The sequence below is a fragment of the Planctomycetota bacterium genome (assembly GCA_033763975.1).
GTDB lineage: Bacteria > Planctomycetota > Phycisphaerae > Phycisphaerales > UBA1924 > RI-211.
Window position 1 is genome coordinate 78,678 of record JANRJM010000012.1, and the last position, 16,943, is coordinate 95,620.

Below are 16,943 nucleotides of genomic sequence, written 5' to 3' on the forward strand. Positions count from 1 at the left end.
CGTCAGCCCGCGCACGCGTCGAGGAAGAGCGCGAGGTGGCGCTCGGCGAAGGCGCCGACGGCCGCGCCCGTCGCCGCCGCGTCGCGCCCCCAGCAGCACGCGCCGGGCGATTCGCCCTCGACATCGAGCAGCACGGCGTACACGCCGTCGACCGCGAGCACCGTGGGCAACCGCGAGATGAGGTACGCCGAGAGCGCGTTGGTGTGCGGCCCGCCGACGCTCACCACCGGCACGCCCCGCAGCGCGGGGTCGTTGAGAAACTGCAGGTCGGCGCAGACGACGGCGTCAATCCCCGGGGCCGCCCGCATGATCCGCTCGCGCAGGTCGTAGGCGAGCGGGCGGTCGGTGCGCTCGGCGCCGAGCGAGGCGCCGGTCACGACCGCGATGTCGCATGTTTCACCGGAGTGCACGCGTAGTTCCACGGAGCGAACCGACAAGCGCGTGAAGTTCCGGTTATCCGGCGCTCACGCATCGCCCGTACGCCGCCAAAGATAGGGACATGACCAACCCCGCGACCCCCGAGTCCTCCGCCGCGACCGCCACGCGTCCGCAGACCGAGCCGCCGAAGGTTGACCTGCTGCCGCCGTTCAAGGTGCTGCTGCACAACGACGACGTGAACACGTTCGAGGACGTGGTGCAGACGATCATGGAACTGACGCCGCTGGCGCGTCCGCGCGCGCTCGAGGTCATGCTCGAGGCGCACGAGCAGGGCGTGGCGCTCGTGCTCGTGACGCACAAGGAGGCGGCCGAGTTCTACCAGGAGCGCTTCCAGAGCAAGCGGGTGACGGTGACGATCGAGCCGGCCTGAGCCCCCGCGGCCCGAGCGGGCACGCGGGCCCGGCGTTGTCGCACCGGGCCCGCGCATCGCCCTCACGCTGACTCGTCTTACCAGATCACTTCCACGTCGAAGGTCACTCGGTCCTGCATGATGTCGGCGTCGTGGTCGGTCAGGCCGATCTCGTAGACGCCGCCGACGCTCACGTGCGGGCTGAGTTTCCAGCGGGCGCCGAAGCCGGCCCAGACGACGGACGACCCGCTGACGTCGGCCGAGCCGAAGTTGGCGTAGTCGAGCCCGCCGACGCTGAAGGGCAGGCGCGTGCCGTCGGAGGTGTAGTGCACGCCGTGCAGCTCGACGACGGGCGCCAGGCCGGGGACGCTCTCGGGCACGATCTCGTAGTCGGCGTGCAGGTCCCACATGAAGACCTGGTTGCCGTCGTCCTCGTCGAAGGGGATGCGGTAGGTGGCGCTGCCGATCACGTGGAAGCGGTCCCAGCCCTTGGCCACGGAGATGAACGGGCTGACCTCGGTCGTGCCGAACATGGCGATCTTGCTCTCGCCGGAGTCGAGTGTGATGCGGGCGCCGGCGGTGGCGACGAAGTCGTTCTCGCGATCGACGTAGAACGCGTACTTGAGGCCCGCGGCGATCTCGTTCCAGCCCTCGTCCTCGGGCAGGGCTCCGGCGTTCAGCCACGAGTACCCGTCCTTGGTCGCGATGAAGCCCAGGCGCTCGGTCAGCGCGACCCGCGCCTGCAGGGCGACGACGTTCACCTCGCCGCCGGCCAGCTGCGAGTCATCGGAGAAGGTGTGGTGCAGGAAGAGGAACCGCACGCCCGTGTTGTTGAAGGGGGTCTCGAAGTACAGGGGCTGGCCGACGGGGTTGTAGAAGTGCTCGAACCCGCGCAGGCCGGAGAGGAAGCCCTCCCAGCCGATCTCGGAGTCGTCGTGCCAGCGCTCCGGGCTGAGCAGGAACGTCGCGCGATCGCTCAGCGTGTCGTTCCCCGTCGCCGGCGCCGCCGCGCCCGCCGCGCCGTCAGCCTGCGCCATCGCGGGCGATACGACGCACCCCACCCCAGCCGCCCCGGCCGCGAGCGCCAACGCCCGCAACCACGCACGCGATGCACCAGCCATGTTGGCTCCTTTCACTCGCCGGCCCGTCCGGGCTCGGCTCGTGACAACTGTATCCGTTGGTCCGCAATGTGTCGAGTACATGGCGCGGGCCCCCGGCCTGCCCGGCAGGCTCCCAAGACGAGAACTATCTCGTAAACACCTACTTTGTATGTATTTAAGCCGTCACACGGACCGGATGCTCGCGCGCGAGTTCTTCGCGCAGCGCACCCGCGAACCGGTCGAAGTCGGCGTCGTCGACGTACACCTGCGACGATATCCGGACAATTCGGTAGTCTTTGGGGCCAACCCGCCACACGGGCGCCACCATGCGGTGCCGCTCGAACAGCGCGTCCTGCAGCGGGTCGTCGTAGCGCGTCGGACGCCCCGCCGCGTCGGCCGCGGGCTCCGGCAGCGGGAGCGAGGCCATGCACCCCACCATCGACGCGGGGGCGGGCTCGTCGATGCCCAGGGCGGCGCACAGGCGCGTGCGGGCCTGCAGCAGGCGCGTGCGATTGGCGTGCATCAGCGCCGGCCATCCGCCCGGGAGAAGCCGCCCCATCGATTCCAGCGCCTGCGGGATCGAGAGCAGCGCGCTGTAGTCGGTCGTGCCGAAGTAGTCGAAGTCGCGCAGGAAGCGGGATCGGTCGGGGCGCACCTTATGGGCGCGGCTCGAGAGCGCGAGCGGGCGGAACCGCGCCTGGCGGTCCGGGCGCACGTAGACGAAGGCCGAGCCCTTCGGAGCCGACAGCCACTTGTGCCCGCTGCCGACGTAGTACGTCGGCGCGAGCCCGCGCACGTCGACGGGCACCTGGCCGGGCGCGTGCGCGCCGTCGACCACCACGTCCACGCCCCGCCGGTTGCACTCGTCCACGATCGCCTTGACCGGCAGCACCAGCGCGCTGCCCGACGTCACGTGGCTCACGAACACCAGGCGCGTCCGGGGGGTGATCGCCCCGCACACCGCCTCCACCACGGCCCGGGGCGTCGTGCCCGGGAACGGGATCGCGGCCTGCACGACCCGCACGCCCCGCTCCTCGCGCAGGCGGTCCAGTTCGTTCAGCAGCGACTGGTACTCGTGGTCGGTGATGACGACCTCGTCCCCCGCGCGAAGGTCGGCCGCGTGCAGGATGGTGCACAGCGCGACGGTCGCGTTGGGCAGCAGCGCGAGGTCGGTCGGGCGGCAGTTGAGGAACGCGCCCAGCGATTCGCGCACGCCGTCGAGCAGCCCCTCGAGGTCGACCTTGAAGAACCGCACCGGGTCGCGTTCCATGCGTTCGCGGTACGCGGCCTGGGCGCGCGCGACCGGCTCGAGCAGCGCGCCGTACGACCCGTGGTTGAGGAACGTGAGCGACGGGTCCAGCAGCCAGCGGGGCGGCGTGGCGGGACGCTCGGGCGACGGGGCGTCGCTCAGGACCGTGAGGTGCGGAGGGGTCATTGCGGGTGGCCCGGGGGGGTGTGGCGGACGCCGCCGGCGGCGCCGGACGAGCGTAGTGCTATCGGCATGCGCGCGGGCGCCGCCCCAGTCTCGCCCGCGCGCTAGCAGGGCATGTCGTCGGTCGCGTCGGCGTACTGCTCGCGGCAGGTGTCGGGCACCGGCTGCGTGAACTCGTACACGTTCATGCGCTTGATCGGGGGCGAGTAGATGTGCAGCGTGATCAGGTCTTCCCCCGGGGCCTGCATGTTGGCGACCTCGTGGATGTCCGCGTCGGCCGCGGCACAGACGTAGCCCGGACGCATCTCGATCGTCTCCACCGGGCAGATGAGCCCGGAGGGCGTGGGCGCGAAGCGGATCTCGGTGCCCACGCCCTCGACCACGCGGAAGGCGCACGACACGCCCTTGTGGTCGTGGATCGGCGTGCGATCTCCCGAACGCCAGCAGAGCGCGAGCAGCTCGTACCACTCGGTCTTGCGGATCGTGTTGCGCTTGTACCCCTTCTGCCCGAACAGGCACGACGGCGCGATGTCGCGCCGTCCGACGTCCAGGCCCTGCAGCAGCGTCGTCAGCACGCCCAGGTCGGCACGCCCGCGGAGCGAATCGAGATACTCCACCAGCGCCCCGAGCTTGGCGTACGTCTCCCCGCCGTGCGAACAGCGGCACATCGACGGAGCAACACCGGCGTCTGCCTGCGTCATAGCGGCCTCCCGGCACACGGTACCACGAGCGGCGGGCCCTGCCCACCCCTTCCGGAATCCGCACGGCGCGGGGTCACAGTTCCCGTTCGCGGGCGAGTTCCTCGCGCACGGCGTGGGCGAGGTACTCGTACTGGGCCGCGCTGTTGTACGCCTGGGCGCTGATCCGCAGGAATCGGTCCGTCCCGCCGCCGAGCCCCCAGACCGGCACCTGGATCCCGTGCCGCCCGAGCAGGGCGTCTTGCAGGGCGTCGTGATACCGGGTGGGGCGGGCGGCGAGGCGCGCCCGGCGATCGGGATCGTGCGCCGGCAGGATGATCGTCGCGATCGACCCGATCATCGATTCCGGGGCCGGTGGCTCCACGCCCCACGCGCGGCACAGCATCGCCCGGGCCTCCAGGCACAGCGCCCGGTTCCGGGCCATGTGCACGGGCCAGTCGGCGCTGATGCGCGGGACGGCCTCGAGGGCGTCGGCGATGCAGTAGACACCCGTGTAGTCCTGCGTGCCCACGTAGTCGAACTCGGTGTGGAACACCGAGCGGTCGGCACGGGGCTTCTCCGCGTTATTGGACAGCGCCAGCGGGCGGAACCCCTCGCGTCGATCGTCCCGCACGTACAGCATCGCCGAGCCCTTGGGCGAGCAGATCCACTTGTGGCAGTTGGCGGTGTAGTACGCGGGGCGGAGCGTCCCCAGGTCGAGCGACGCCACCATGCCCGGCGCGTGGGCGCCGTCCACGAGCACGTCGACGCCGTGTTCCTGCAGCGCGGGCACCACCTGCTCCACCGGCAGCACGAGCCCGGTGGGGCTCGTGACATGGCTGACGAGCGCGAGGCGCGTGCGGGGCGTGCGGGCGCGCAGGTACGCGTCCACGACCTGCGCGGGGTCGCGGATCGGGAAGGGCACGTCGGCGAGCGTGACGCGGGCCCCGGCCTTCGCCCCGGCGTGCCGGACGGCGTTCTGGCACGCGGGGTACTCGTGCGCGTTGATCAGGATCTCGTCGCCGGGCGAGAGACGCAGGTTCGCCAGCACCGTCGCGACCCCGATCGACGCGTTGGGGATGAGCGCGAGGTCGTCCGGCCGGCAGCGGACGAACGACGCGAGGGCCGCCCGGGCGCGGTCCATCTCGCCCCAGTGGCGCTCGACAAAGAACCGGACGGGCTCGTCCTCGAGCTCGGCGCGCAGGCGGGCCTGCGCCTGCTGCACCACGCGGGGAGTCGCGCCGAACGAGCCGTGGTTCAGAAAGACCCGCTCGGGCGAGAGCGACCAATGCTCGAACAGCGGCGAGGGGGCAGGGAGTTTCATGACGCGGGGAATCTCCGAAGCCGGGGAACCTGCGGCGACGGCGGTCGGTGGCCCTGTCCGAAGGTCCGCCGCACGTCCTCTCGCTCGGTCTGTCGCCGGGCCCGTCGCACGGGGCGCGACGCCTGTAGAGTAGCGGCCCGTGCCGGAACCCCCCGCAATCCCGGGCGAACGCCCCGCACCCGCGAGCACCGACCGGGCGGGCGCTGACGTTGCGAACGCCGCGCCCGTCCGCGCCGGAGCGCCGCTCGGGCCGCAGAGTTCCCCGGCACCATCGCTCGCCACGCGGATCGTGTTCATCGCGACGCTGATCGGCGTCGCGGGCCCGTGGGGGCGCACCGACCTCGCCCTCGTCGCCGGCATCGCGCTCGCACTGCTCGGCTGGACGGCGTTCGCCCGCGAGGGCAAGATCGTCTCGAAGCACCTCATCCAGGCGTGTGTCGTGCTGCTGGGGCTGCGCCTGGACCTGGGCGAACTGGCACGCGGCGCGGCGGACGGTTTCGCGCTCGCCGTGGGCACCATCCTCGGCACGCTCGCGCTCGGGCTCGCGCTGGGACGCCTGCTCCGCAGCGGGACGCAGGTCTCGGTGCTGGTCTCGTCGGGCACGGCGATCTGCGGCGGGTCGGCGATCGCGGCGGTCGGCTCGGCGATCGGCGCCAGTTCGTCGTCCATGGCCGTCGCGACCGGCGCCGTGTTCATCCTCAACGCGGTCGGGCTCTGGACGCTGCCCCCGATCGGGCACGCGCTGGGCCTGAGCGAGGTGCAGTTCGGCGCGTGGGCGGGCGTAGCGCTGCACGACATCGCGTCCGTCGGCGGGGCGGCGAAGTCGTACGGCCCGGCGGCGCTCGACACCGCGAACATCGTCAAACTCACGCGCGTCGTCTGGATCTTCCCCATCGCGCTCGTCGCCGGACGCCTGCTGCGCGACGGCGCCCCGGGCAACCCCAAGTCACCCTTCCCGTGGTTCATCCTGCTGTTCGTGGCGGCGAGCGCGGTGCGGACATTCGTGCCGGCGCTCGCGTCGATCGAGTCGGAGGTCAAGAGCGTCTCGGGCGTGGGGTTCCAGGCGGCGCTCTTTTTGATCGGCGCGGGGCTCTCGCGGGCGGCGTTGCGGAGCGTCGGCTGGCGGGCGGGCGCGCAGGCCGCGGTCTTGTGGGTGATCGTTGCCGCTGCGTCGCTGGGCGCGGTGGTGTGGCTCTCGCCCGACACGGACCACACGGACGAGCCGGGCGAGTCGGCGGCGACTACGCCGTGACGTCGAGGTTCGAGCCGGCGTGCACGCGGGCGTTCGCGGCGTGGCGGAGGGCGGCGGCGTTGGCGTCGGCCGGCCTGGTGTAGAGCGCCAGCGGGGCTTCGGGCGCTCGGGGCCCGCCCCCGAAACTCACGCCGGGCTGCACCCGGGCCGCGAGCAGCGGGGCGACTTTCTCGCGCACCGCGCGGGCGCGCCCGGCGACGGGCGCGTTCGCGAGGTCGACGGTGTCCTGCACCACCGCGGCGCGAGCGCCGATCGAGCCGGCCGGGGCGTGCGCCTGGGGCGTGTGCGGCGACGCCGCCCGGGCCGCGGGGGCGCGGGGCGAGCCAAACGGAAGCGGGGCTGGGGTGGCGGAAGCGTCCATGCGTCGCGGGGAGACTGTAGACGCGCGTGCGCGTCTGGCAACCCGAAGCACCGGCGGAGAGACACGGGCGCGCGTGACCGGACGTGCGCCGAGCGGCCGGCGCACCCGATAAGCGCGGCGGGGCTATTCCTCGTCGTGCCGGGGCTTGTACGCCGCGACGACGGCCTGCTGCACCTGGGGGGGCGTGCGTTCGTCGTGGCTGTAGTCCATGGCGAACGACCCGGCGCCGCCGGTCATGCTCTTGAGTTCGTTGCTGTAGTTCTGCAGTTCGCCCAGCGGGGCCTGGGCCCGCACGACGCACACGTCGCCCGCGACGACCTCGCTGCTCTGGACCCTGCCCCGCTTGGTGGACAGGTGCCCGGCGATGTCGCCCATGTACCGGGCGGGGGCGCTGATCTCGAGGTTCACGTACGGCTCCATGAGCACGGGGCGAGCCTTCTGCACCGCGTCGATGAAGGCGCGCTTGCCCGCGGTCATGAACGCGATTTCCTTGCTGTCCACCGCGTGGTACTTCCCGTCGTACACCCGCACGCAGATGCCCGTCATCGGGTACCCCGCGATCGCGCCGTCGGTCAGCGTCTGGCGCACGCCCTTCTCCACCGCCGGCATGAACTGGCGCGGGATCGAGCCCCCCACCGTGTCGTCGACGAACTCGAACCCCGTCGGGTGGTCGGGCGCCAGCGGCTCGACCCGCAGGTAGACCTCGCCGAACTGCCCGGCCCCGCCCGTCTGCTTCTTGTGCCGATGGTGTCCCTCGGCCTGCGCCGTGATGGTCTCCTTGTACGCGACCTTCGGCGTCGTCGTGACGAGCTCGATGCCCATCGCCTTGAACCGCTCGATGATCACGCGCAGGTGCAGATCGCCCAATCCCCGCATCACCGTCTGGTGCGTCGCCGCGATCCGCTCGACGTGGAAGCACGGGTCCTCGGCCATGAGTTTGTGGGCCGCGTTCGAGAACTTCGTCTCGTCCGCGTGGTTCTTGAGCTCCACCGCCAGCCCGAACATGGGCTTGGGCAGGGGCAGCGGCCGCAGATGCACGCTGTCGAGCTCGTGGCTGTCGTGCAGCACGCTGTTGAAGCGCAGCTCGTCGATCTTGGCCGCCGCCGCGATCGCGCCGGGCCCCACCTCGTGCACCTCCACGTGCTCCTTGCCCTGCATGAGGAACAGGTGCCCGATGCGGATCGGCTTCTTGTGGTCGTCGATGATGAGATCGGCCTTGGACTTCACGGTCCCCTGCCACACCCGGAAGACACCGATCTTGCCCAGGAACGGGTCGTTGCTCACGCGGAAGACGTGCGCCAGCACCTTCGCGTTCGGGTCGGGCTGGGCCCGCCAGTCCGCGTCCGTGCCGTCGGGCTGGCGCGTCACGAACTCGGGCGGGATCACCTCGAGCGGGCTGGGGCACAGGCTGGCGAAGACGTGCATGAGGTCGTCCACGCCCGCGCCGGTCTTCGCCGACACAAAGCAGATCGGGATGAGGTGCGCCTCCTCGAGCGCTTTCTCGAACGCGGCGTGCAGTTTCTCGGGGTCGAACTTCCCGTCGCCCACCTCCAGGTACTGCATGGTCAGCTCGTCGTCGACCTCGATGACCTGCTCGACGATCCGCTTGTGCGCCTCGTGCACCGAGGAGAAGTCCGTCTGATCGCCCGCGCTGTCGCCCCCGTCGTGCTCGAAGACGTTGATGACCTTCGTGCCGCCCGCCGTGGGAACGTTGATCGGCAGGCAGACGCCCCCGAACGTGGCGCGGAGCTGGTCGACCAGTTCCTCCAGGCGTTCGGGCGAGGTCTCGTCGATCTTGTTCACGACGATCATCCGGGGGATGCGGCGTTCCTCCGCCACGCCCATCAGCCGGCGCATCACGCTGTCGATGCCCTTGGCGGGGTCGACGACGACCGCGACGGTCTCGCACGCCGGGAAGCACGCGATGGCGTGCCCGATGAAATCGCCCAGGCCCGGGGTGTCGATGAGGTTCACCAGGTGCCCCTCGTACTCGAAGTGCAGGAGCGCCGGGTGCAGCGAGTGCTTGTGATGCTTCTCCTCGTCGGTGAAGTCGCTGACCGTGTTGCCCTCGGGGATGGTGCCCAGCCGCCGGGTGGCGCCCGAGGCGAAGAGCAGGCGTTCGGCCAGGGACGTCTTGCCGCTGCCGCCCCCGCCGCACAGAACGACGTTGCGGATGTCGACCGGAGATCGGGTGGGCATGGGATGTTCCTCCGCCGGTGGCGAGATGTGGAAGTTGCGCCCGGAGACGGCACGCCCTGCCCCGGGCCTGCGCAAGTGTAAAGGATGTGTTGCCCCGTGGCGAGATCGAAGCGTCGCGAGGGCCCGCCCGACACCGGGCAGAGCGCGAACACCGCCCCGCCGCATCGCGGGCCCGGGCGGCGGGGGGCGCACCCGGCGCGGGCGCACCCGGCGCGAGTACGCTCCCCTCCCATGAGTTCCGCACCGCCCTCCGGCGTCGTCACCCGTTTCGCCCCCAGCCCGACCGGGCACCTGCACGTGGGCGGCGCCCGCACCGCCATGTTCTGCTGGGCGTTCGCGAAGCGCGCGGGCGGGCGGTTCATGCTCCGCATCGAGGACACCGACGCCGCCCGGTCCAGCGATGAATCCGCCCGGGGCATCATGGAAGACCTCGCCTGGCTGGGGCTGGAATGGGACGACGGCCCGGCGCTCCCGCTGCCCGACGGGCGCGTCGTCGGGGCGAACGCCCGCGCCATCGAGGGCGGGTACTTCCAGGCCCGGCGCACCGCCATCTACAACCGCGCCATCGAGCAGCTCGTGCGCGCCGGGCGCGCGTACCCGGCGTTCGAGCGGGGCGACGAGATCGAGGCCCAGCGCAAGGCCGCCGTCGCCGCCAAGCAGACCTACCGCTACGCCAGGCCCGCGGAGATCGCGTACGGCGTGTTCAACGACGCGCTCGAAGCCCGCTGGGCGAGGGCCTGCAACGGCGAGTCGCACGTCGTGCGGTTCGCGGCCCCGCACGAGGAGATCGTGGTGCACGACCAGGTGCTCGGCGACGTGCGGATCGCGCCGGGCGAGCTCGACGACTTCGTGCTGCGCAAGGGCGACGGCCTGCCCACGTACCACTTCGCGGTCGTCGTCGACGACCACGCGATGGGCGTCACGCACGTCCTGCGCGCCCAGGAGCACCTGGCGAACACGCCCCGCCACGTCGCGCTCCAGCGGGCGCTTGGCTACCCCGCGCCGGCCTACGCGCATCTGCCGCTCATCTTCAACGCCGACGGCTCGAAGATGAGCAAGCGCGACAAGGCGAAGGCGGCCCGCAAGGCCCTGAAGGACGCGCTCGCCAAGAACGCCGTCCCGTCCCTGGACGCGCTCGGCGCCGAGATCGGCGTGGACGCCGCCCTGCTGCGCGACTTCGCCGACGCGGCGAACGACGCGCTCGACATCGCCGAGCGGATCGGCAAGCGCCTGGGCGTGGCGCTCCCGGAGATCGAGGTCGCCGACTTCCGCGAGGCCGGCTACGCGCCCGAGGCCATCTGCAACTTCCTGGCGCTCCTCGGCTGGAACCCCGGGCTCAAGACGCCCGACGGGAAGGACCTCGAGAAGTTCGACCTCGCGTTCCTCGCGGCGAACTTCTCGCTGGAGCGCATCGGGCGCACGAACGCCAAGTTCGATCGCGCCAAGCTGCTGTCGTTCAACGCGACCTATCTGGCGGCGTTGCCCGACGACGAGTTCGCCCGCCGCTGGGGCGCGTGGCTCGCCGAGTGTGATCCCGCCGCACACGCGCGGCTCGCGCGCGACCGCGTGTCGTTCGCGCTGCTGGCGCGCACCGTGAAGCCCCGCGCCAAGACCTTCCGCGACGCCGTCGCGTCGTCACGCTTCGCGATGATCGCCGACGACGGGTACGGGTTCGACGCCGCGGCGGTCGAGAAGCACCTGAAAGCCGACGCCGCACGCGGGCTCGCGCTCGTGCGCGAGTTCCGCGAGCGTCTGGCGGCCCTGCCCGCCGCCGGCGCCCTCGAGCCCGCGGCGGTCGACGCGATCGTCCAGGCGTTGGTCGCCGAACACGGCCTGGCCAACCCCGGGCCCATCGCGCAGGCGATCCGGGTCGCGGTCGCCGGCGTGCCGGTGACGCCCGGCATCGGCGAGACGCTGGCGATTCTTGGGCGCGCCTCGGCGCTCGCGCGCCTCGACCGCTGCCTCGCGACGATCGCGTGACCGAAGCACGAGATTCCCCCCTACCTCGCGATGGGCTTCAGGCGGAAGAGCCGGTCACGCATCTGCTCGCGCGTGGAGATGTGCGACGACGACACGCCCCGCAGCACCTTGTAGATGTCCGCGACGACCTCCGGGCGGTGCAGGTACCCCCAGTGGTCAAACAGCCGCTCGCGCGAGCCCACGAGACGCGTGATCCGCTCGGCGGTCGCGAGAAACGGCCTGCCATCGGCTCGCGCGAGCGCCTGCACCGCCGCCCACTGGTCGGGGTCGCCCCCGGGCGTCAGCGTCACGCTCCCGTCGAGCGACGAGCAATCGGCGACGACCAGGCGGGGCGGCGTGGCGTCGATGTCGCGCGGGCCGTACTTGCCCAGGCGCTTCCCGTCGTTCTTCGTTGATTCCGACACGCCCAGCGCGTTGTCGCCGGTGTGGTTGTAGACGTGGATGCGCGTGCAGTACTCGGGCAGGTCGTGCAGCGGTCGGTCCTTCTCGAGCCCGGTCCACTCGAGGTCCGCGTTGAGCAGCAGCACCTCGCCGAACATGGGCATGCGCAGGTACTCGTAGTCCCAGATCGAGCGGATGAACTCCTGCGCGACCTGGTTGCCCATCGAGTGGGCGGCGAAGTGGATCTTGCGCCCGCAGAACGCCGGCTGCCCGTCGCGCGGGCGGAAGAAATCCTGGTAGAACCGCACCGCCTTGCCGAAGACGCGCCCGAGCAGCGTGCCGCTGGGCTGCGCGATCTTCTGGTCCGACGGGTAGCGGAACGAACTGCCGTAGCTGGGCCAGGTGAAGTACAGGATCTGCCCGATCGGGCTCTCCGGGGGCTCGACGTACACCCGGTGCAGGCGCAGCAGGTGCTCGAGCGCGTCCTCCCACGAGTAGTTGAACCCGTGCAGGAAGAACAGAGTGTCGCCCTTCTTGGGGTCCGCCGGCGCGGTCATCTGCTGATACAGCGACAGGAACAGGCGGGCGCTGCCGGCGAGCCGCTCGGGGTTCTCGTCGGGCGCCAGCGCGTCGTACCCCTGCACGAAGTCGTCCTCGACCAGTTCCACCGCGCGGTGCATCTCGTCGATCGTCGGCGTCGCGCCGGTCGACAGGTCGAGCTGGCCGATGCGGAAGACCGGCAGCGGCTCGCGCCGGTCGTCGGTCACGCGCTCCACGAAATGCCCGTTCTCGCGCTTGCGCCCCACCTCGCGGTTGGTGATGATCCAGTGCCGTGCCATGTGCGTGTCCCCTGCGCCCGGCGCCATGCTGCCCGCCCCGCGCCCCGCCTGTCAAATCACGCGCAGGGCGCACCGTCCTTCACACAACTTTCTCGCAAAGGCGACGCCCGCCGCCTGCACGACGCACCGCGCCGCGGCACAATGCGCCTTTCGGAGCCCCTCCATGACCCGCACCCGCCCGTTCCCCGTCCGCGTCGCCGTCGTCGCCACGTGTCTCGCCGCGTCCGCCGCCCTCGCGCAGACGCTGGTCGGCCCGGCCGCCGGCGGGGGCACCATCGTCCCCACCAACCAGCTCGTCCGTCCCGCGGGCGACACCGTCGAGTTCGCGGCCCGCCCGGTCGACGTCGCCTTCTCGCCCGACGGCTCGCGCGTCTTCGCCAAGCACAACGGCGGGGTCCTCGTGCTCGACGCCGCCACGTGGAAGGAACTCCAGAACATCTCGTGCGGCGGGGCGTCGATGGTGGGCCTCGCCGTCCGCGCGTCCGACGCCGCGGTCTACACCACCACCGCCAAGGACGAACTCGTCGAACTCACCCGCGCCGACGACGGGACGTACAAGGTCGCCCGGCGCATCAAGCTCCCCGGGCCCGGGGGCAAGGGCAGCAGCTTCCCGTGCGGGATCGCGCTGGGCCCTTCCGACGCCAAGGCCTACGTCTGCCTCTCGGTCAACAACACCCTGGCCGAGGTGGACCTGACCACCGGGCGCGTCGAGCGCGAGATCCCGGTCGGCGTCGCGCCGTACGGCGTGGTGCTGACGCCCGACGCTTCCGAGGCGTATGTCACGTGCTGGGGCGGGCGGCGGCCTGCCGAGGGGCAGGCGACCGCCCCCAGCGCGGGCACGCCCGTGGCGGTCGACGCGCGGGGCATCGCCTCGGGCGGGGGCGTCGCGGTGGTGTCGCTCGCGAAGGGCGAGATGGGCACGTTCATCGACACGGGCCGCTCGCCCTGCGCGATCGCCATGTCGCCCGACGCGGGGCGGGTCTACGTCGCGAACGCGAACGACGACACGCTGAGCGTGATCGACACGAAGGCCCGCACCGTCGCGCACACGGTGAACGTGAAGCCCGACGCGTCGCTGCCCTTCGGCAGCATGCCGCACGGCGTGGCGCTGGCGGACGACGGCGCCACGGTGCTGGTGGCGCTGGGGGGCAACAACGCCGTCGCCGTGATCGACGGCGCGTCGCTCGGCGTGCGCGGGTTCATCCCGACGGGCTGGTTCCCCGGCAACCTGGCGGTGCACGAGCGGCACCTGGTGGTGGGGAACGTGAAGGGCGTGGGCTCGCGCACGCAGCAGAAGAACCGCAACGGGCTGAACAGCCACAACCACCGCGGGTCGGTGCAGCGGGTCTCGCTGCCCGACGCGGACGCCCTGGCGAGCATGACCGACCAGGTGAAGGCCGACGCGCTGGTGCCCCAGGCGCTGCTGGCGCAGCAGCGGGCCGCGAACGCGGCGGAGACCCCGCCCGCGCCGGTGCCCGCCCGCGTGGGCGACCCCAGCCCGATCCAACACTGCGTGTACATCCTCAAGGAGAACCGCACGTACGACCAGGTCTTCGGCGCCATCGGGCGGGGCAACAGCGAGCCGAGCCTGTGCATCTACGGGCGCACCGTGACCCCCAACCACCACGCGCTCGCCGACGAGTTCGTGCTGCTCGACAACTACTACTGCAACGGCGTGCTCTCCGCCGACGGGCACTCCTGGGCGACCGAGGGCAACGTCACCCCGTACCTCGAACGCTCCTTCGGCGGGTTCACCCGCTCGTACACCTTCGGCGACGACCCGCTCACGTACTCCTCGTCGGGGTTCCTGTGGGACCACGTGCTCGCGGCGGGGCTCTCGTTCCGCAACTACGGCGAGTTCGACTACGCCAACGAGAAGCCCGACGTCGGGTACGACGTCTTCTACAAGGACTGGCAGGAGAAGACCGGCAAGATCCGCATCGAGCACAACATCGGCATCGCGAACCTCCGCACGTACTCGCACCCGGACTATCCCGGCTGGAACATGGACATCCCCGACGTCTACCGCGCCGAGATCTTCCTGACCGAGCTCGCCGAGTTCGAGAAGAAGGGCATGTTCCCCAACCTCGTGTTCATCTACCTGCCCAACGACCACACGTCGGGCACGGGCGAGGGCAACCCCACCCCGCGCTCGCTCGTCGCCGACAACGACCTCGCGATGGGGCGGATCGTCGAGGGGCTCTCGAAGTCGCGCTTCTGGCCCGCGATGGCGATCTTCATCAACGAGGACGACCCGCAGGACGGGTTCGACCACGTCGACGGGCACCGCTCGCTCTGCCTGGTCGTCAGCCCGTACTCGCGCCAGCAGGGCAAGGTCATCAGCACCTTCTACAACCAGTCGTCGGTGTACCACACGATCCAGCGCATCCTGGGCCTGGCGCCGGCGAACCAGCTCGTGGCGGCGTCGAACGTCATGACCGACTGCTTCGTGCCCGTCGCCGACCTCGCGCCCTACCGCGTGCGCGAGAACACCGTCCCGCTCTGCGAGATGAACCCCAAGAAGGCCACCCTCTCGCCCCGGATGCGCGAGTTCGCCGAGATCAGCGCCCGCCTCGAGCTCGGCAAGCCCGACGCCTGCGACGAGGACACGCTCAACCGCATCCTGTGGCACGACGCCAAGGGCGAGCACGCCCCGTACCCCGAGGCCCTCGCGGGCGCCCACGGCACGGGCCTGCCGGCCCTGGGCCTCACCTTCGGGGGCGCCGAAGACGAGGACGAGCACGAAGACCAGCCCGGGGCCGCCGACGAGGACTAGCCGCCCGCTGTCTGCCCGGTATGGCGCAGACATCCGACGGGACGGTGCGTAGAAATTGGCCCCGTGGCGCCCGATCCGTTCGAGTGTTACGAGTTGTGCGTCCAGTCACCGGGCACCCTGGTGACGTTCTTGCGCGCCGTCCACGGGCAACGCGCGACGGTGCTGCGCGAGGACTTCTGCGGCTCGGCGGCGCTCTCCCGCCGCTGGATCCTCGAAGGGCTCAAGGCCGGCGAAGTCTGGCGCGCGACCGGGGTCGACGTCGACGCCGACGCGCTGGCCCGGGCGGCCGACGGCGCGCGGGCGGCCGGTGTCGAAGACGCCATCGAGTTCCGCCGCGCCGACGCCGTCCACACGCAGATCGAGACCACCGACGGGTGCGACATCGTGTTCGTGGGCAACTTCTCGCTCGGGTACATCCACCGTCGGGCCGACCTGCTGGCGTACCTGCGGGCCTCGCGCCGGCGCCTGGCGCTGGGCAACGCCGGGCTGGGGGGCGGGGTGTTCGTGTGCGACACCTACGGCGGGGCGTCGGCGTACAAGCCCGGGATGCTCCGGCGCACGCAGCCGGCGCGACGGCACGGGATCATCCACTACATCTGGGTGCACGAGTCCGCCGACCCGATCACGGGGATCGTCGAGAACTCCATCTCGTTCCAGTTCGAGGTCGACGGCGAGATCGTCCGCGAACTGCCCCGGGCCTTCACGTACCGCTGGCGGCTGTGGAGCGTCCACGAGATCCGCGAGGCGATGCTCGAAGCCGGCTTCGTCTCGGTCGACGTCTACAAGGACCTGAACGTCGCGCCGCACCAGCCGGCCAGGCCGGTGCGATCGCCCGCGGAACTCACCGCCGACGGCGCCGACGACTGGGTGGTGGCCATCGCCGGACGCACGGAGGCGTAGGCCGCGCCCGAGGCCGCTACGCCGCCTGCCGATCCGAGCCGCGTGCCCCGACGTCCGTCTCGCCGGTGTCGACGGGCCCGGTCGCGGTGAAGCCCTCGACCTTGATCGAGCGCGGGACGTGGCGCGAGACAGGTCGCTCCTCGGCGCGTGCGAGCGGCCCGCTGACGGCGCCTTCGGGTCGTGCGGCGGGAACATGCATCCGCTCGGGGACGGGCGGCCCCAGGCCGGGCAGCCCGCTGGAGCCGAGATCGACCCCGCCCGCCGCCATCTGGGCCGCGTGCTCGCGCTCCGCGGAGTTCATGCGTCCCAAGCGGTACGCCGAGCCGACGGCGAACGTGATCCAGAGGATGTCGAAGAAGCCGAAACTGAGAATGAAGACGATCACGGTGGCGACGATCGAGACGCCGCTCTCCATCGTCTCGGCGGCGGGCTGCTGTTCCGCCGACAGGGCGGCCTGCTCGTCGGGCGAGAGGCTCCGCCAGCGCCGATCGGCCTCGGCGATGACCTCGGGCGGGAAGATCTCCCCGTCCTCCGCGTCGGACATGTACTGCCCGGCGTCTTCCATCTCCTGCGCCACCTGCAAGCGCAGCGCAAACTGGCCCGAGTCCTCCCCCATCGCGGACGTCATCTCGCGCGCCCAGTCCTGCGCGATGAAATGCGCGCCGACGAACTTGCCGACGAAGATGCCCAGCACCGCGACCAGGGCCGCCATCACGCCCGCGCCCCGCGAGCCCTTGCCCTCGGTGCCCCAGGCCATGCCGATGCCCGCGAGGATGCCCAGGCCCCACGCCAGAAGCCCCGCTTCCAGCCCGAAGAAGTACGACACAGCCGCCCACGCCGCCGCCCCGCCGCCCGCACCGGCCAGGGCCCCCAGAACTCCGCGCACCATGCCCGCACCTCCGTCGCTGGAGAGAACGGCAGACGCATCGGCCTTC

14 protein-coding genes are annotated in these 16,943 nt (G+C 71.4%); 5 read left to right on the forward strand and 9 right to left on the reverse strand.

What is annotated here, in order from left to right; genetic code table 11:
• Positions 1–2: 2 nt before the first annotated feature.
• Positions 3–410: a hypothetical protein gene (locus tag SFY69_06975; protein ID MDX2131776.1), complete on the reverse strand. Its 408-nt coding sequence runs from the start codon at positions 408–410 to the stop codon at positions 3–5.
• An 89-nt stretch (positions 411–499) separates the two neighbouring features.
• Between SFY69_06975 and SFY69_06980 the strand changes: the two genes are divergently transcribed.
• Entirely contained in the window at positions 500–808 is a 309-nt protein-coding gene (locus tag SFY69_06980) for an ATP-dependent Clp protease adaptor ClpS (GenBank protein MDX2131777.1), read from the forward strand.
• 77 nt (positions 809–885) lie between these two features.
• On the opposite strand, the gene SFY69_06985 is transcribed toward SFY69_06980, so the two are convergent.
• The 4 genes from SFY69_06985 to SFY69_07000 all read right to left on the reverse strand — a co-directional run bounded on the left by SFY69_06985 (position 886) and on the right by SFY69_07000 (position 5,320).
• A complete protein-coding gene (locus tag SFY69_06985) occupies positions 886–1,908 on the reverse strand; it encodes a hypothetical protein (protein ID MDX2131778.1) in 1,023 nt (340 codons plus the stop codon).
• A gap of 154 nt (positions 1,909–2,062) precedes the next feature.
• Positions 2,063–3,322 (reverse strand): aminotransferase class V-fold PLP-dependent enzyme, encoded by a 1,260-nt coding sequence (locus tag SFY69_06990; protein MDX2131779.1) that lies wholly within the window; start codon positions 3,320–3,322, stop codon positions 2,063–2,065.
• A gap of 101 nt (positions 3,323–3,423) precedes the next feature.
• Positions 3,424–4,020, reverse strand: a complete 597-nt coding sequence (locus tag SFY69_06995; GenBank protein ID MDX2131780.1) for a cysteine dioxygenase family protein — start codon at positions 4,018–4,020, stop codon at positions 3,424–3,426.
• A 73-nt stretch (positions 4,021–4,093) separates the two neighbouring features.
• Positions 4,094–5,320 carry an aminotransferase class V-fold PLP-dependent enzyme gene (locus SFY69_07000; protein MDX2131781.1) on the reverse strand — a complete coding sequence of 409 codons (1,227 nt, stop codon included), beginning with the start codon at positions 5,318–5,320 and terminating at the stop codon, positions 4,094–4,096.
• A 139-nt stretch (positions 5,321–5,459) separates the two neighbouring features.
• On the opposite strand from SFY69_07000, the gene SFY69_07005 reads away from it, so the two are divergent.
• Positions 5,460–6,572 (forward strand): putative sulfate exporter family transporter, encoded by a 1,113-nt coding sequence (locus SFY69_07005; GenBank protein ID MDX2131782.1) that lies wholly within the window; start codon positions 5,460–5,462, stop codon positions 6,570–6,572.
• Here SFY69_07005 and SFY69_07010 read toward each other — a convergent pair.
• Together SFY69_07010 and fusA are read right to left on the reverse strand one after the other, a co-directional pair.
• On the reverse strand, positions 6,562–6,933 hold the full coding sequence (locus SFY69_07010; protein ID MDX2131783.1) for a hypothetical protein: 372 nt from the start codon (positions 6,931–6,933) through the stop codon (positions 6,562–6,564). The two genes, SFY69_07005 and SFY69_07010, sit on opposite strands and share 11 nt — an antisense overlap.
• Before the next feature lie 123 nt (positions 6,934–7,056).
• A complete protein-coding gene (gene fusA / locus SFY69_07015) occupies positions 7,057–9,132 on the reverse strand; it encodes an elongation factor G (protein ID MDX2131784.1) in 2,076 nt (691 codons plus the stop codon).
• Positions 9,133–9,363: 231 nt separating this feature from the next.
• Here fusA and gltX point away from each other — a divergent pair, with 231 nt between their 5' ends.
• Entirely contained in the window at positions 9,364–11,112 is a 1,749-nt protein-coding gene (gltX, locus tag SFY69_07020) for a glutamate--tRNA ligase (GenBank protein ID MDX2131785.1), read from the forward strand.
• A gap of 20 nt (positions 11,113–11,132) precedes the next feature.
• On the opposite strand, the gene SFY69_07025 is transcribed toward gltX, so the two are convergent.
• Complete coding sequence (locus SFY69_07025; GenBank protein MDX2131786.1) at positions 11,133–12,332, reverse strand: alpha/beta hydrolase; 1,200 nt, start codon at positions 12,330–12,332, stop codon at positions 11,133–11,135.
• Positions 12,333–12,495: 163 nt separating this feature from the next.
• Between SFY69_07025 and SFY69_07030 the strand changes: the two genes are divergently transcribed.
• The gene (locus tag SFY69_07030) at positions 12,496–15,108 is read left to right on the forward strand and encodes an alkaline phosphatase family protein (GenBank protein MDX2131787.1); all 2,613 of its coding nucleotides are present in this window, start codon (positions 12,496–12,498) and stop codon (positions 15,106–15,108) included.
• Positions 15,109–15,171: 63 nt separating this feature from the next.
• Positions 15,172–16,008 carry a hypothetical protein gene (locus tag SFY69_07035; GenBank protein MDX2131788.1) on the forward strand — a complete coding sequence of 279 codons (837 nt, stop codon included), beginning with the start codon at positions 15,172–15,174 and terminating at the stop codon, positions 16,006–16,008.
• A 16-nt stretch (positions 16,009–16,024) separates the two neighbouring features.
• On the opposite strand, the gene SFY69_07040 is transcribed toward SFY69_07035, so the two are convergent.
• Positions 16,025–16,897 carry a hypothetical protein gene (locus tag SFY69_07040; protein ID MDX2131789.1) on the reverse strand — a complete coding sequence of 291 codons (873 nt, stop codon included), beginning with the start codon at positions 16,895–16,897 and terminating at the stop codon, positions 16,025–16,027.
• Positions 16,898–16,943: the final 46 nt, after the last annotated feature.

Coding starts and splice junctions, on each gene's coding strand:
- SFY69_07025 (MDX2131786.1), bottom strand. CDS start 12,332: ATGGCACGGCACTGGATCATCACCAACCGCGAGGTGGGGCGCAAGCGC.
- SFY69_06990 (MDX2131779.1), bottom strand. CDS start 3,322: ATGACCCCTCCGCACCTCACGGTCCTGAGCGACGCCCCGTCGCCCGAG.
- SFY69_07030 (MDX2131787.1), top strand. CDS start 12,496: ATGACCCGCACCCGCCCGTTCCCCGTCCGCGTCGCCGTCGTCGCCACG.
- SFY69_06980 (MDX2131777.1), top strand. CDS start 500: ATGACCAACCCCGCGACCCCCGAGTCCTCCGCCGCGACCGCCACGCGT.
- SFY69_07040 (MDX2131789.1), bottom strand. CDS start 16,897: ATGGTGCGCGGAGTTCTGGGGGCCCTGGCCGGTGCGGGCGGCGGGGCG.
- SFY69_06985 (MDX2131778.1), bottom strand. CDS start 1,908: ATGGCTGGTGCATCGCGTGCGTGGTTGCGGGCGTTGGCGCTCGCGGCC.
- SFY69_07010 (MDX2131783.1), bottom strand. CDS start 6,933: ATGGACGCTTCCGCCACCCCAGCCCCGCTTCCGTTTGGCTCGCCCCGC.
- fusA (MDX2131784.1), bottom strand. CDS start 9,132: ATGCCCACCCGATCTCCGGTCGACATCCGCAACGTCGTTCTGTGCGGC.
- gltX (MDX2131785.1), top strand. CDS start 9,364: ATGAGTTCCGCACCGCCCTCCGGCGTCGTCACCCGTTTCGCCCCCAGC.
- SFY69_07000 (MDX2131781.1), bottom strand. CDS start 5,320: ATGAAACTCCCTGCCCCCTCGCCGCTGTTCGAGCATTGGTCGCTCTCG.
- SFY69_06995 (MDX2131780.1), bottom strand. CDS start 4,020: ATGACGCAGGCAGACGCCGGTGTTGCTCCGTCGATGTGCCGCTGTTCG.